This is a genomic window from Crenobacter oryzisoli, assembly GCF_030385785.1.
In the GTDB taxonomy this organism is placed as follows: domain Bacteria; phylum Pseudomonadota; class Gammaproteobacteria; order Burkholderiales; family Chromobacteriaceae; genus Crenobacter_A; species Crenobacter_A oryzisoli.
Map to the genome: position 1 here is coordinate 1 of NZ_JAUEDK010000052.1, position 14804 is coordinate 14804.

Sequence of the window (14804 nt, forward strand, 5' to 3'; positions counted from 1 at the left end):
GCTTGCTGCGTCTGCGGGAACGCCTCGGGGAGTTGTTGCTACCGAAACAACGGCGGGGGCGTGAATGCCCCCGCGTGGTGAAAAAGCTGCCGTCCCGTTACCCAATCAAACAGGTTCGATCCGCTAAGTGAACGGCATTACCGCATCGGGGGCGCTTTCTTTATGGTTTCTTTTCTTGGCGAGGCAAGAAAAGGAGCTAGCCGGTCGGGCGAAACCGACAAGGAAGCCTTCTAAACCCACGTTCCCAAAATCCTTTGAAGAATCAAAAAAGCCGGACTGATAATGCGTCCGGCTTTTTATCAGGCGAGGTTCAATGCACGCTCGCCGGATACCGCTCGGCCACCCACGCCTCGAACCGCTCGCACATCGCCGCATCCGATTCGTTATTGTCGGCAATCAGTTCCGCCCCATGCACCAGCCGGATGCGCGCATCCAGCCCATCCGGATAACTGCTCGGCTCACCACGCCCTGCTGCCGCCGCGATCTGCGCCTGGGCGGCGGCCCATGCCTCGTCCACCGTCTGGTTACACACGTCGGCGAGATAACGCGCATTGAACGGCTCACCGGTCAGGCTGAGCAGCGTGGCGTTGTGACTGATGCTGTTGCCTGGCGCCCAGTAGTGTTCGGCCAGCTTCGGGCCGATGGCCGAGTTGTCGGTGAGGTAGCCGTACTCGCGCTCGAAATAGGCGCGGGTCTGGTAAACAGCCATATTGGCGAGCAGGTAGCCGTGGTAGGCGGCGGCCGACTCCTGGTTGAGCAGGTGCGGGATCGCCAACAGCGGGCGTGGGCTGGTGGCGACGCCGAGGATGCGCTGCTCGGTGGAGCGGGCGAGCGTCAGCACGGCCTCGGGCGTCAGTTCGTCGTCGGATAGCTGGTACAGCGCCCATTCGAAGTAGCCAACCACCAGGATCATTCGCTCCATGAAGGCGCGGAACGGCTGGCTGACCTCGATCTGCGCGCGGATCAGAGCATCCGGCACTGCTTCGCCGGCGGCGTTTTTCGCATAGCGCTTCAGCCAGTCGGCGTCGCCGAGCAGGCTGTCGCAGAACATCGACTGGGTCTCGGCATAGGCCATCGAGGTCGGCGGGAATTCTTGCGAGAAGCACGGCGAGTTTTGCGTGACGTTGGCGAAGTGCGCGGCGTGGCCGCCTTCGTGGAACAGGGTGTTGATCGCCCTATCGCCGCTGCCGATCTGGTCGGGCTTAGCGTCGGAGGTGAAGTTGATCTGCGCGGCCACCCATCTGCCATCGGCGTCGACGAAGCTCGGGATCGGGCCGTGGCAGAAGCCGTTCTGGTACTTGCCCTTGCGCTCCAGCAGGTCGAGCTGCATCAGCGCGCCGCGGTAGCCGATGCCGAGGCGGCGGAAGCTGAGCATCCAGCGCTCCACTGCCTTGGCGAACGGCAGGTAGGGGTCGAGCTGGCGGGTGACGTCGCCCGCCATGTGAAAGCGCAGGTTCCATGGCGCCAAGGCGCCCTCGCCTTTTCGTTCGGCCAACGTCGCCAGCGCGCGCAGGTTGGCGTCGCGGGTGTGCGCTTCGAAATCGTCGAGGATGACGAACAGCGCCTCCGGACTCATCCGCTCGTTCTTGTTGACCTTGTAGTCGAAGTAGTTGCGGTAGCCGAGCGAGCGCGCCAAGCGGTTGCGCTGGCGCACCAGGTCGAGGAAGCCGTGCTCGAGCACCCAGTGCTCCTGCGACAGCAGCGCGTCGTGCGAACTCTTGCGTGCGGCCTCGTCGGGGTTGGTGGCCATATTGGTCAGCAGCATGCCGAGCGCGGCTTCCTCGCGCACGCCCTGCTCGTTCAGGTGCGTCAGTGCGTGCTGGCGGTTTTTGGCGAATAGCGCCGACTCCATGTCAATCAGCTCGCGCATCTGCTCGCGTGCGGTGTCGCTGTCGAGGATGTTGCATTCGAACAGCGCCTGCCAGCCCGAGAGGCCCTTCTGCAGTGCCGCCTTGTCGCCGCTGTCGGGCGCGGCGGCGAGGTCGGCCAGTGCCTGGCGCACCGCCGCCAGCCGTTCCGGGCTGGAGATGAAGTCCTTGTAGGCTTGCTCGGCGCGGGCGAAGCCGGCGTTGTCGTCTGAGATGCCCATGTAGGTGTCCCAGAACAGGTCTTCCTTGGTCTTGTGGGCCGTCAGGTAGTCGCGGTTGAGCTGTTCGAACAGTTCGCGGGGGCTGGTCATGCCGTTTCTCCTCGTTGGGTGGGCCGGTTGCGCGCCGGGTCGGTGCGGCCGGCCTCGTATCGGCGGCGTAGGTGCCGGATCGGATATTGTATTGGCATCGCGGCGAAAACAAGAAAGGCAGCGAGAAGATCGCTGCCTTTTGTCGTTTTGCCGGCAGAGCCTGTCGACGATCTGCTGCACTCTAACCTTGAGCCGCACCTTGTTGTTTGGGGAGTTGGGGGTTCATAAAGTCCCAAGTCGCGGCGCTTGCTACATGGAAATCCAACTTTGGTGCGTAGTGGGATGCGTCGTTTAAGGTGCCGGCCTTTATGCCCAGCATGCCGGGAAGATTGCTGAACTTTGCGAACAATTGAGAGCCACAATTCGGGCAGAAGCCTCTTTTGTGCTTATTTCCGCTGTCGGCCGTGGACTCAAAATATTTTGCTTCGCCGGAAACAACAACGTTTTTTTCGGGGAAGAGCATTGCGGGAGTAAAAGCACTGCCCGAGGCTCTTTGGCAGTCTTTGCAGTGGCAGTTTCCAGAAAATAACGGTTCGACATCGACTGAATAGTGGATTTCGCCACAAAGACACTGCCCTGTGTACTTTGAATTCATACCCAACTCCGTGCTGATTGGTAATGCGCGCAACATGCTCATGGACTCTTTGTCCATTTCGCTGTTTCGCCCCCTTTTTTTGCCTTGACTGCCCCTTCGTTCGCTAGATCGTCAACAGGCTCTCTCAGGCGCTGGCCATGCGGCGCAGCGCGCGCTCGCGCCGCTCCTTCTCATCCTTGAACTGCGCCATGGTGCTGGCGACGAAGTCGATGTGCGCCTCGGCGGCGCGTCGCGCGGCTTCGGGGTCGCGGGCGACGATGGCGCGGCACACCGCCATGTGCTGTTCCAGCAGTTCTCCGGCCACCGGGCCACTGGCGAACAGGTTGGAAATGTTCTCTTCGATATGCTTGTGCAGCATGTGCAACAGGCTGCTGATCAGGTGGGCGAACAGGGTGTTGTGCGAGGCCTCGGCCACTGCCTGATGGAAGGCGACGTCGGCGGCCGACTGCGCGGCGAGATCGCCCTGCTCGTAGGCCTGCTCCAGTGTGCCGATCAGTCCCTGCAGCCGTTCCAGGTCGGCGTCGGTGGCGCGGCGCGCCGCCACGCTGGCGACGGTGCCCTCCATCGCGCGGCGGAATTCCAGCACGTCGTCCTGCAGGCCCGCGTTCTGGTTGATCAGCTGTTCCCACGGGTCGGAAAACGCCGTCTCCAGCCGGTCGGTGACATAGGTGCCACCGCCCTGCCGGCTGGTCAGCAGCCCGCGCGCGGTCAGCTTCTGGATCGCTTCGCGCAGCGACGGGCGCGACACGCCGAACTGTTCGGCCAAGGTGCGCTCCGCCGGCAGGCGCGAGCCCGGCTTGAGCACGCCTTCCAGGATCTGCGCTTCCAGTTGTTCCACGATCGCGTCCGCCAGCCGCGGCACGTTCACCTTTTGATACGCCATGATTTTGCTCTCTTGATTCCCCGCACTTGCCGCAGGCGGCGCCCATCATCCTCCTGCCCGGACGATGAAACAAGCCGACCGCCGGGCCGGGTGTGGCGCAATCGCTAGCCTGCTGCATTTTGCAGGCGATACGGTGTCGGGCCGCGCCAGTGCTGCATTTCGATAAATTGGTAAGACCAATAATAGCGAAGAATGCGCCAGCTCAATACCTGCTCGATAAAAGCGGCTATTGACGTTCGGCGAGTATTCACTCTACAGTGGTTTTAATGAAACAAATTGGTCTTACCAATTATCCAAAGGAGAGAGGATGCAGCCCAATCACGTCGCCATCCCGGCGAGCGGCCGTGCGCGGCCGACCGACGTCTACTTCTTCGGTACCTGTTTGCTCGACCTGTTCCTGCCCGAGGCGGGCATGGACGCGATTACCCTGCTGGAGAACTTGGACCTGTGCGTGCATTTCCCGCAGGCGCAAAGCTGCTGTGGCCAGCCGGCCTATACCAGCGGCCACCCCAACGAGGCCCGCGTGGTGGCGCGCGCCCAGCTTGCCCTGTTTCCCAACGACTGGCCCATCGTGGTGCCGTCCGGCTCCTGTGGCGGGATGATGAAACACCACTGGCCGCGCCTGTTCGCCGGCGAGCCGGAGCAGGCTTTGGCCGAAGCGCTGGCGGCGCGGGTGGTGGAGCTGTCGGATTTCCTGCTCAACGTGCTGGACTTCCATCCGCAGGATCGCGGCCTGCCCACCCGGGTGGCGGTGCATACCTCCTGTGGCGCGCGGCGTGAGATGAACGTGCACGTCACCAGCTGGGCGCTGGTCGACCGGCTCGCCAATGTCGAGCGCGTGGTGCATGACCACGAATCGGAATGCTGTGGTTTCGGCGGCACCTTCTCGGTGAAGCACCCGGACATCGCCGGCGCGATGGTGGCCGACAAGGCCGCGTCGCTGCAGCACAGCGGCGCGCTGGAATTCGTCACCGCCGATGCTGGCTGCCTGCTCAACATCAACGGCAAGCTCGCCAAGGACGGCGAACGGGTGTTCGCCGGCAAGCACTTGGCCACCTTCCTGCTGGAACGCACTGGAGACAAGGCATGAGCGCGCGCGACAATATCCTGGCCAAGCTGCGCGCCGCGCCGCGCTCGGCCCCGGTCGAGCCCGATATCGCCGCGCACTTCGAGCACTTCGGCCCGCGCTGGAACGAGGTCGAGGCGCTGCGCCACTGGGCGGCGATGATGCGCTCGGTGAAGACCGACATCGTCTGGTGTCACGCGGCCGACTGGCCGCAACGCTTGGCCGAACAGGTCAAGGCCCGGCCGGTCCGCAGCCTGCTGCTGGCGCCCCAGACGGCGCACGGCGCCCTCGCCCACGCCGCGCTGGAGCACAACCCACTGCTGACGCTGAAGTCCTTCGACCGGGTGGTCGACGAGTGGAAGGACGAGCTGTTCAACGACACCGATGCCGCCTTCACCGCGGTGCGCTGCGGCATCGCTGCCACCGGCACGCTGGTGCTGTGGCCCGACGCCGACGAGCCGCGCACGATGAGCCTGGTGCCGCCGACCCACTTCGCGCTGTTCGACACCCGCACGCTGCACGCCGATTTTCACACTGCGATGACCCGCGAAGCTTGGCCAAACGGCATGCCGACCAATGCGCTATTGGTATCCGGCCCGTCCAAGACCGCCGACATCCAGCTGACGCTGGCCTACGGCGCCCACGGCCCGCGCGACCTGGTGGTGCTGGCGGTGTTGCCGCACCACCTGACGGTGGCCCAACTGGAGGACGCGGCATGAGCGAGCAGCAAACGATCACTCTCTACCCGTCGCGCCAGTTCAAGGACAACGCCCGCGCGGCGCTGCAGGACGGCGAGCTGCGCACCAGCCTGCGCACCGCGATGGACTACCTGATGGCCAAGCGCCTGTCGGCTTTTCCGGATGGCGACGAGCTGGCGACGCTGCGCACGCTCGGCGAGACCATTCGCCAGCGTTGCCTCGCCAAGCTGCCCGAGCTGTTGGAAAAACTGGAAGCGCAGCTCACCGTCAACGGCGTGCAGGTGCACTGGGCCGAGACCACCGAACAAGCCAACGAAATCATCCACGACCTGATCGCCCGGCGCGGCGGCACGCTGGCGGTGAAGGGCAAGTCGATGGTCAGCGAGGAGACCGAGCTCAACCACTACCTGGAAGCGCGCGGTGTCACCGCGGTGGAAAGCGATATGGGCGAGTACATCGTGCAGCTGGCCGGCGAGAAGCCCACCCACATCATCATGCCGGCCATCCACAAGACCAAGGCGCATATCGCCCAGCTGTTCCACGACAAGTTGCCCGATACGCCGTACACCGAGGACGTCGACAGCCTGATCCGCATCGGTCGCAACGCGCTGCGCGATCTGTACCTAAAGGCCGACGTCGGCCTCTCCGGCGTCAACTTCGCGGTGGCCGAGACCGGCACGCTGTGCCTGGTGGAGAACGAGGGCAATGGCCGCATGTGCACCACAGTGCCCGACATGCACATCGCCATCACCGGCATCGAGAAGGTGGTCGAGAAGCTGACCGACGTGGTGCCGCTGTACAGCCTGCTGACGCGCTCGGCGATCGGTCAGCCGATCACCACCTACTTCAACATGATCTCGTCGCCGCGCAAGACGGGCGAGAAGGACGGCCCGCGCGAGGTGCACCTGGTGCTGCTCGACAACGGCCGCTCGCAGGCCTATGCCGACGAGCAGCTGCGCAAGACCTTGCAGTGCATCCGCTGCGGCGCCTGCATGAACCACTGCCCGGTCTATACCCGCATCGGCGGCCACGCGTATGGCACCACCTACCCCGGCCCGATCGGCGAGATCATTTCGCCGCATATGCTGGGCCTGGAAAACACCAAGGACCTGCCGACCGCGTCCAGCCTGTGCGGCGCCTGCGGCGAGGTGTGCCCGGTGAAGATCCCGATTCCCGAGATGCTGATGCGCTTGCGCGAGGAGGAACAGCGCCCGGCAGGCGAAGTCGTCGCCCACCCGCTGCGCGGCCAAGGCGCCGCCCACACCGGCAAGGAGGCGCTTGCGTGGCGCACCTGGCGCGGCCTGTTCGGCCAACCCGGTGCGTACAAGCTGTTCGGCTGGGCGGCCACCCGGCTGCGCGGCCTGACCCCGCCCGGGCAACTGGGCTGGACTCAGAACCACGTGCCGCTGAAGCCGGCTGCCAAGACCCTGCACCAGCTGGTGCGCGAACGCGACGCCGCGCGTCGCTGACAAGGACGAGTCCCGCCATGACCGAGACCGCTACCCTGCCCGTCGCCGAACGCCAGCGCCGCGCCGATCTGGTACACAAGCTGCGCGCCGCTTTCGCCGACTGCCAGTTTCTGTTCGAGACCGAGGACACCGTGGCCTACGAGTGCGACGGCCTCGCCGCCTATCGGCAGCTGCCGCTGGCGGTGGCGCTGCCGGAAACCGAGGCCCAGGTGCAGCACATCCTGCGCGTGTGCACCGAGCTGAAGGTGCCGGTGGTGCCGCGCGGCGCTGGCACCTGCCTGTCCGGTGGCGCGCTGCCGATCGAGGACGGCATCGTGCTGTCGCTGGCCAAGTTCAAGCACATCGTCGAGTTGAACCCGCTGGCGCGCACCGCCACCGTGCAGCCGGGCGTGCGCAACCTGGCGATTTCCGAGGCGGCCGCGCCGTATGGCCTCTATTACGCGCCGGACCCGTCCTCGCAGATCGCCTGCACCATCGGCGGCAACGTGGCGGAGAACTCCGGCGGCGTGCACTGCCTGAAATACGGTCTGACGGTGAACAACATCCTGAAGGTGCGCGCGGTGACGATGGACGGCGAGGTGGTCGAGTTCGGCTCGCTGGCACCCGACGCGCCGGGGCTGGACCTATTGGGAGTTTTCATCGGCTCGGAAGGCATGTTCGCGGTGGTCACCGAGGTGGTGGTGAAGTTGGTGCCGAAACCGCAGTGCGCCCAGGTGATCATGGCGAGCTTCGACGACGTGGTGAAAGGCGGCGAGGCGGTGGCGGCGATCATCGCCGCCGGCATCATCCCGGCCGGCCTGGAGATGATGGACGGCCCGGCCACCCGCGCGGTGGAGGAGTTCGTCCACGCCGGTTATGACCTGTCGGCGGCGGCCATCCTGCTGTGTGAAGCCGACGGCACACCCGAGGAAGTGGCCGAGGAGATCGCCCGCACCATCGCGGTGCTGGAAACCAGCGGCGTGACGCGCATCCAGGTGTCGCAGAGCGAGGCCGAGCGGCTGATGTTCTGGTCCGGGCGCAAGAACGCCTTCCCGGCCGCCGGCCGACTGTCGCCCGACTATTACTGCATGGATGGCACGATCCCGCGTCGCCACATCGGCACCCTGCTCGGCCGCATCGCCGAGATGGAGCGGCAGTATGCGCTTCGCTGCATCAACGTGTTCCACGCCGGCGACGGCAATATGCACCCGCTGATCCTGTTCAACGGCAACGACGCCGACGAATGGCACCGCGCCGAGCTGTTCGGCGCCGACATTCTGGAAACCTGCGTGGAGCTCGGCGGCACCATCACCGGCGAGCACGGCGTCGGCGTCGAGAAGATCAACTCGATGTGCGTGCAGTTTTCGCCGGAGGAGCGCGACGCCTTCTTCGCGGTGAAGCACGCCTTCGACCCGGTCGGCCTGCTCAATAACGACAAGGCCATCCCGACCCGGGCGCGCTGCGCCGAGTACGGCAAGCTGCACGTGCACCACGGCCAGCTGCCCCACCCCGACCTGCCCCGCTTCTGAGGCTGCCATGACAGACATGCTCGATTCCTTCCGCGCCGCCGTCGAACGGGCAACGCGCGACCAGACCCCGCTGCAGCTGGTCGGCAGCGGCAGCAAGCACTGGTATGGCGAGACGCCGCATGGCACGCCGCTCGATACCCGCGGCCACGCCGGCATCGTCGCCTACGACCCGGCGGAACTGGTGATCACCGCGCGCTGCGGCACGTCGCTCGCCGAGATCGAAGCCACGTTGGCCGAACAGGGCCAGATGCTCGCCTTCGAGCCGCCGCACTTCGGCCCGGGCGCGACGCTGGGCGGCTGCGTGGCGGCCGGTCTGTCAGGCCCGCGTCGGCAAGCCGCCGGTGCGCTGCGCGACTTCATCCTCGGCGTGCAGCTGCTGGATGGCCAGGGCCGGGTGCTGAACTTCGGCGGCCAGGTGATGAAGAACGTCGCTGGCTACGACGTGGCGCGGCTGTTGCCCGGCTCGCTCGGCGTGCTCGGTTTAATTTTGCAGGTGTCGCTGAAGGTGCTGCCCAAGCCGTTCGCCGAGGCGACGCTGCGCTTCGAACTGTATGAGGCCGAGGCGCTGAGCCGGCTCAACCAGTGGGGCGGCCAGCCTCTGCCGATCAGCGCCAGCGCCTGGCAAGACGGCGTGCTGCATCTGCGCCTGAGCGGCGCCGAGGCGGCGGTGGCCGGCGCTTGCATCAAGCTCGGCGGCGAAAGGTTGCTCGACGCCGATTGCTCTGCGCTCTGGCAGGGGCTGCGTGAGCAGACCGCGCCGTTCTTCGCCGGTCGTGTCGAATCGGCCCCGCTGTGGCGGCTGGCACTGCCGAGCACCGCCCGGTCGGTTGCCCTGCCCGGTGCGCAGCTGATCGAGTGGGGTGGTGGCCAGCGCTGGTGGCGCAGCGACGCGCCGGCCGAGCAGGTGCGCACCTTGACCGAACAGCTCGGCGGCCATGCCACGCTGTGGCGCGGCGGTGATCGTGCGGTGGGTGTGTTCGCCCCGCTGGCGGCGCCGCTGCTGCAGATTCAGCGCCGCCTCAAGGCCACCTTCGACCCAGCCGGCGTGTTCAACCCCGGCCGGCTCTACCCCACGCTGTAATCCGGAGTCCCCATGCAGACCAATCTGGCCGATTTCATCAAGGGCACCCCCGAGGGCAGCGAGGCCGAGCGCATCCTCGGCAAGTGCGTGCACTGTGGCTTCTGCACCGCCACCTGCCCGACCTACCAGTTGCTCGGCGACGAGCTGGACGGCCCGCGCGGGCGCATCTACCTGATCAAGCAGGTGGTCGAGGGCGCCACGCCGACCGCCAAGACGCTGTCGCACCTGGACCGCTGCCTGACCTGTCGCAACTGTGAGTCGACCTGCCCGTCCGGCGTCGAGTACGGCAAGCTGCTCGACGTGGGCCGCCACGTGATCGAGGCGCAGGTTGGCCGCTCGTTTAAGGAGCGGATGCAGCGCCGCCTGCTGGCGAAACTGATGACTAGCCCCGCGATGTTCGGCACCGCCTACCGCTTCGGCCAACAGCTGCGCCCGCTGCTGCCCCCGTCGCTGAAAGCCAAGGTGCTGCCGGCCAAGCCAGCCGGCGTGCGCCCCACGCGTCAGCATGCGCGCAAGGTGCTGATGCTGGAGGGCTGCGTACAGCCGGCGATGCAACCCAACATCAACAACGCCACGCTGCGGGTGCTGGACACGCTGGGCATCGAGGCGGTGTCACCACCGGCCGCCGGCTGCTGCGGTGCGGTGCGCTACCACCTGAACGAGCAGGACGCGGCATTGGACGATATGCGCCGCAACATCGATGCCTGGTGGCCGCACCTGGACCAGGGCGCCGAGGCGATCGTGATCAACGCCTCGGGCTGCGGGGTGACGGTGAAGGAATACGGCTACTACCTGCGAAACGACCCAGCCTATGCGGTCAAGGCGGCCCGGGTCAGCGAGCTCGCCTGCGACATCGTCGAGCTGCTGGCGCCGATGGCCGCAACGTTGGCCGAACGGGTGCGCCGCCACCCGCTCGAATGCGTCGCCTACCACCCGCCCTGTACCTTGCAGCACGGCCAGCGCGTGCGCGGCCGGGTCGAGGCGCTGCTGCAGGCGCTGGGCCTGGTTGTCATGCTGCCGGCCGACAGCCACTTGTGCTGCGGCTCGGCCGGCACCTACTCGGTGCTGCAGCCGGCGCTGTCGTACCGGCTGCGCGACAACAAGCTGGCCGCGCTGGCGCAAACCCAGCCGCAGGCGATCGTGTCGGCCAACATCGGCTGCATCGGCCACCTGCAAAGCGGCACGGCCACGCCGGTGATGCACTGGATAGAGCTGGTGGACCGGATGTTGGCCGAATCGGCCAGCGGGAGCAGCTGACAAATCCTTCCGACGTTGTTGCGTGGCCTCGCCGTACTACACGTACTGCTTCGGCCACGCGACGAGTAAAACGCTGCACTGGATTTGTCAGTCACTCCGGATCACGAAGCACGAAACGAATAACGAGCGGGACCACCCGCCGACTTTTAGTCACATAAAGGAGAGAACCCATGTCAGTACGCCTCAAGCCCAGCGGTTAAACCCCGCCCGCCGCAGCACCCCATCACACACAATGAAAACATCACGCCGTCCCAACACGGCCGTGAGGAGGAACTGTTGACCATGCAAACCTGGACCCAAATCTACACACCGCTCGGCAGCCTCGGCCTGTCGGCACTGGTGGCGGCGATCCCGATCGCCTTCTTCTTCGTCGCGCTGGCGGTGCTGCGGCTGAAGGGCCACGTCGCCGGCACCATCACCGTGCTGATCTCGCTGATCATCGCCATCTTCGTCTACGGCATGCCGGCCGACATGGCGTTGGCGGCGGCCGGCTTCGGCTTCGCCTACGGCCTGTGGCCGATCGCCTGGATCATCGTTGCGGCGGTGTTCCTGTACAAGCTCACCGTCAAGACCGGCCAGTTCGACATCATCCGCGCCTCGGTGCTGTCGATCACCGAGGACCAGCGTTTGCAGATGCTGCTGGTCGGCTTCTCGTTCGGCGCCTTCCTGGAGGGCGCGGCCGGCTTCGGCGCGCCGGTGGCGATCACCGCGGCGCTGCTGGTCGGGTTGGGCTTTAATCCGCTTTACGCGGCGGGCCTGTGCCTGATCGCCAACACCGCGCCGGTAGCGTTCGGCGCGATGGGCATTCCCATCATCGTAGCTGGTCAGGTCACTGGCATCGATGCGTTTCACATCGGCGCCACTGCCGGCCACCAGCTGCCCATCCTGTCGCTGATCGTACCGTTCTGGCTGGTGATGATGATGGATGGCCTGAAGGGCGTGCGCGAGACATGGCCGGCGGTGCTGGTAGCGGGCGGCTCGTTCGCGGTCACGCAATTCTTCACCTCCAACTACGTCGGCCCGGAACTGCCAGACATCACCTCGGCACTGGTCAGCCTGGTGTGCCTGACTGTCTTCCTGAAGGTATGGCAGCCGAAGAAGGTGTTCAGCTTCGCCACGATGAACGTCGGTGGCGGCGCGGCGGCGATGAGTTTTGGTGGCCACGATGGCAGTCAACGTCATGTACCGAAGCCGTCTGGCTACAGCATCGGCCAGATCGCCAAGGCCTGGTCGCCGTTCATCATCCTGACCGCGATGGTCACCATCTGGAGCCTGAAACCGTTCAAGGCGCTGTTCGCCAAGGGCGGCGCGCTGGAGTCGTGGGTGCTGAAACTCCATGTGCCGCACCTGGATAACCTAGTGATCAAGGTGGCGCCCATCGTCGAGCACGCCAAACCTTACGACGCGGTGTTGAAGCTGGACCTGTTCTCCGCCACCGGCACGGCCATCTTCTTTGCCGCGCTGATCTCGATGGCGGTGCTGAAGATGAAGCCGCGCGACGGTGTGGCCACCTTTGCCGAGACGCTGCGAGAGCTGAAGAAACCGATTTTGTCGATCGGCATGGTGCTGGCCTTCGCCTTTGTCGCCAACTACTCGGGCCTGTCGTCGACGCTGGCGCTGCTGTTGGCCGGTACCGGTGCGGCCTTCCCGTTCTTCTCGCCCTTCCTCGGCTGGCTGGGCGTGTTCCTGACCGGCTCGGACACTTCGTCGAACGCCTTGTTCAGTTCGCTGCAGGCCACCACCGCGCACCAGATCGGCGTGCACGACACGTTGCTGGTGGCGGCCAACACCACCGGTGGCGTCACCGGCAAGATGATCTCACCGCAGTCGATCGCGGTGGCCTGCGCGGCGGTCGGGCTGGTGGGCAAGGAGTCGGACTTGTTCCGCTTCACACTGAAGCACAGCCTGATCTTCTGCACCTTCGTCGGGGTGATGACCTATGTGATGGCGTATTACTTCCCGAGCGTCGTGCCGCAGTAAGGCCCACTCGCAACGCTCTCCGGTACTGCTGCACGGTACTGTCGGGGCCAGCTGCGCTGAGCTTGGTGAGCGACTCTCGTCTTGTTCCGGAACGGGCCGCTGCAGCGGCCCGTTTTCGCGTCGGGCTGCATTACAGAATGCCCGGGTCTATCGTTATGCAGGTGAATTGGTTGGTCGGCCCGACTAATTCCACTACGCTATAAGGCTGGCCGACGCGCTACCCGCACCGTTCGGCCAAGCTCACCTAACGATAAAAACCCGCTGGAGAACCCATGCGTCCGACATCGCTCGCCGCCCTCACCCTGCTGGCCCTGCCACTGCTGGCCAACGCCAAATCGCTGACCGTCTGCACCGACGCCAACCCGGAAGGCTTCGACGTGGTGCAGTACAACTCGCTGGTCACCACCAACGCATCGGCCGACGTGCTGATGAACCGCCTGGTCGAGTTCGACACCGCCAAGAGCCGCGTGGTGCCGGGCTTGGCCGAACGCTGGGAGGTCAGTCCGGACGGCCTGACCTACACCTTCACGCTGCGCCGCAGTGTCGCCTTCCACACTACCGACTACTTCAAGCCGACGCGTCCGCTCAACGCCGATGACGTGCTGTTCAGCATCAACCGGATGATCGATCCCAACCACCCCTGGTACAAGACCGCCGCTAGCTACCCGCACGCCCAGTCGATGCAGTGGCCGAAGCTGATCAAGGCGGTCAGCAAGGTGGACGACCATACCGTCAAGATCGAGCTCAACCAGCCGGACGCCACCTTCCTGTCGTCGCTGACCATGGGCTTCGCGTCGATCTACTCGGCCGAATACGCCGACAAGCTCCTTTCCGCCGGCAAGACCGTCGAGCTCAACAGCAAGCCAATCGGCACCGGGCCGTTCGTGTTCAAGAGCTTCCAGAAAGACGCGGTGGTGCGCTATTCGGCCAACCCACAGTACTTCGGCACCAAGCCCAAGGTCGACTCACTGGTCTACGCGATCACGCCGGACGCCACCGTGCGCGTGCAGAAGCTCAAGTCGGGTGAATGCCAGATCGCGCTGGGGCCCAAACCGCAGGACGTGCAGCAAGCGCGTGGCGATGACCACCTGAAGGTGGTGCAGACCCCGGCCTTCATGACCGCCTTTGTCGCCCCGAACAGCCAGCACAAGCCGTTCGACAAGGCTGAGGTGCGCCAGGCGCTCAACTATGCCTTCGACAAGGCCAACTATTTGAAAGTGGTGTTCGAAGGCACCGCCACCGCCGCCAACCGCCCTTTCCCGCCCAATACCTGGAGCTACGACAAGGCGCTGGCCGACTATAGCTACAATCCGGCCAAGGCCAAGGCACTGCTCGCCAAAGCCGGCTATCCGAACGGCTTCGACACCACCATTTGGGTACGGCCGAGCGGCAGCGTGCTCAACCCCAACCCGAAGGCCGGCGCCGAGCTGCTGCAGTCCGACCTTGCCAAGGTCGGCATCAAGGCGCAGGTGAAGGTGATCGAATGGGGCGAGCTGATCAAGCGCGGCAAGGCCGGCGAGCACGATCTACTGTTCATGGGCTGGTCGGGCGACAACGGCGACCCGGACAACTTCCTCACCCCGCAGTTCTCCTGCGCCGCGGTGCAGTCCGGCACCAACTTCGCTCGCTACTGCAATGCCAAGCTCGACAAGCTGATCTCGGATGGCAAGCGCACCAGCAAGCTGGCCGAACGCAGCAAGCTCTACCACCAGGCGCAAAAGATCATCAACGACCAGGCGCTGTGGCTGCCGCTCGCCTACCCGACCGCCTTCGCGTTGACTCGCAGCAATGTCAGCGGCTACCGGGTCAGCCCGTTCGGACGGCAGGATTTTGCCTCCGTCACGGTCAACTGAGCGTATTTCGCCTCGTCTCGACAGCCGGCTTATGCCGGCTGTTTTTCTTTGCAGGTCGGCCGTCAATGCTAATGAGATATGCCTCTTGTTCGTCGTTCGGTAAAAATCTATTCTAATGACATTAACAATGTATCCAGTCGACCGCTATGGTGTCACACTGCCAGCCAGCAGGACCAAGGGCACGGCAGTCCCTGGACTGCAAGCATCCATCATTGTATCCACAGTGGCCATCTTG

Annotated in this window: 11 protein-coding genes; 8 read left to right on the forward strand and 3 right to left on the reverse strand. The window is 65.1% G+C overall.

The genetic code is table 11. From position 1 onward, the window contains the following. Window positions 1-310 precede the first annotated feature (310 nt). The 3 genes from QU481_RS19675 to QU481_RS19685 form a co-directional block, all read right to left on the reverse strand. Window positions 311-2179 (reverse strand): M3 family metallopeptidase, encoded by a 1869-nt coding sequence (locus QU481_RS19675; RefSeq protein WP_289831698.1) that lies wholly within the window; start codon window positions 2177-2179, stop codon window positions 311-313. Between the two features lie 181 nt (window positions 2180-2360). After that, on the reverse strand, window positions 2361-2816 hold the full coding sequence (locus tag QU481_RS19680) for a GFA family protein (protein ID WP_289831699.1): 456 nt from the start codon (window positions 2814-2816) through the stop codon (window positions 2361-2363). Between the two features lie 82 nt (window positions 2817-2898). Next, on the reverse strand, window positions 2899-3657 hold the full coding sequence (locus QU481_RS19685; protein WP_289831700.1) for an FCD domain-containing protein: 759 nt from the start codon (window positions 3655-3657) through the stop codon (window positions 2899-2901). Between the two features lie 307 nt (window positions 3658-3964). Here QU481_RS19685 and QU481_RS19690 point away from each other — a divergent pair, with 307 nt between their 5' ends. From QU481_RS19690 to QU481_RS19725, 8 genes are all read left to right on the forward strand, one after another. Continuing rightward, complete coding sequence (locus QU481_RS19690; protein WP_289831701.1) at window positions 3965-4747, forward strand: (Fe-S)-binding protein; 783 nt, start codon at window positions 3965-3967, stop codon at window positions 4745-4747. Beyond that, window positions 4744-5442, forward strand: a complete 699-nt coding sequence (locus tag QU481_RS19695) for a LutC/YkgG family protein (protein ID WP_289831703.1) — start codon at window positions 4744-4746, stop codon at window positions 5440-5442. The genes QU481_RS19690 and QU481_RS19695 overlap by 4 nt, the downstream gene beginning before the upstream one ends. Beyond that, a complete protein-coding gene (locus QU481_RS19700; protein ID WP_289831704.1) occupies window positions 5439-6890 on the forward strand; it encodes a LutB/LldF family L-lactate oxidation iron-sulfur protein in 1452 nt (483 codons plus the stop codon). The genes QU481_RS19695 and QU481_RS19700 overlap by 4 nt, the downstream gene beginning before the upstream one ends. A gap of 17 nt (window positions 6891-6907) precedes the next feature. After that, window positions 6908-8398: an FAD-linked oxidase C-terminal domain-containing protein gene (locus QU481_RS19705; RefSeq protein ID WP_289831705.1), complete on the forward strand. Its 1491-nt coding sequence runs from the start codon at window positions 6908-6910 to the stop codon at window positions 8396-8398. 7 nt (window positions 8399-8405) lie between these two features. Further along, complete coding sequence (glcE, locus tag QU481_RS19710) at window positions 8406-9479, forward strand: glycolate oxidase subunit GlcE (RefSeq protein ID WP_289831706.1); 1074 nt, start codon at window positions 8406-8408, stop codon at window positions 9477-9479. 12 nt (window positions 9480-9491) lie between these two features. Beyond that, window positions 9492-10736, forward strand: coding sequence for a glycolate oxidase subunit GlcF (gene glcF / locus QU481_RS19715; RefSeq protein ID WP_289831707.1), 1245 nt, complete (start codon window positions 9492-9494; stop codon window positions 10734-10736). Between the two features lie 282 nt (window positions 10737-11018). Further along, the gene (locus QU481_RS19720) at window positions 11019-12716 is read left to right on the forward strand and encodes a lactate permease LctP family transporter (protein ID WP_289831708.1); all 1698 of its coding nucleotides are present in this window, start codon (window positions 11019-11021) and stop codon (window positions 12714-12716) included. Window positions 12717-12988: 272 nt separating this feature from the next. Continuing rightward, complete coding sequence (locus QU481_RS19725; RefSeq protein WP_289831710.1) at window positions 12989-14569, forward strand: ABC transporter substrate-binding protein; 1581 nt, start codon at window positions 12989-12991, stop codon at window positions 14567-14569. The last annotated feature ends 235 nt before the right edge of the window (window positions 14570-14804 follow it).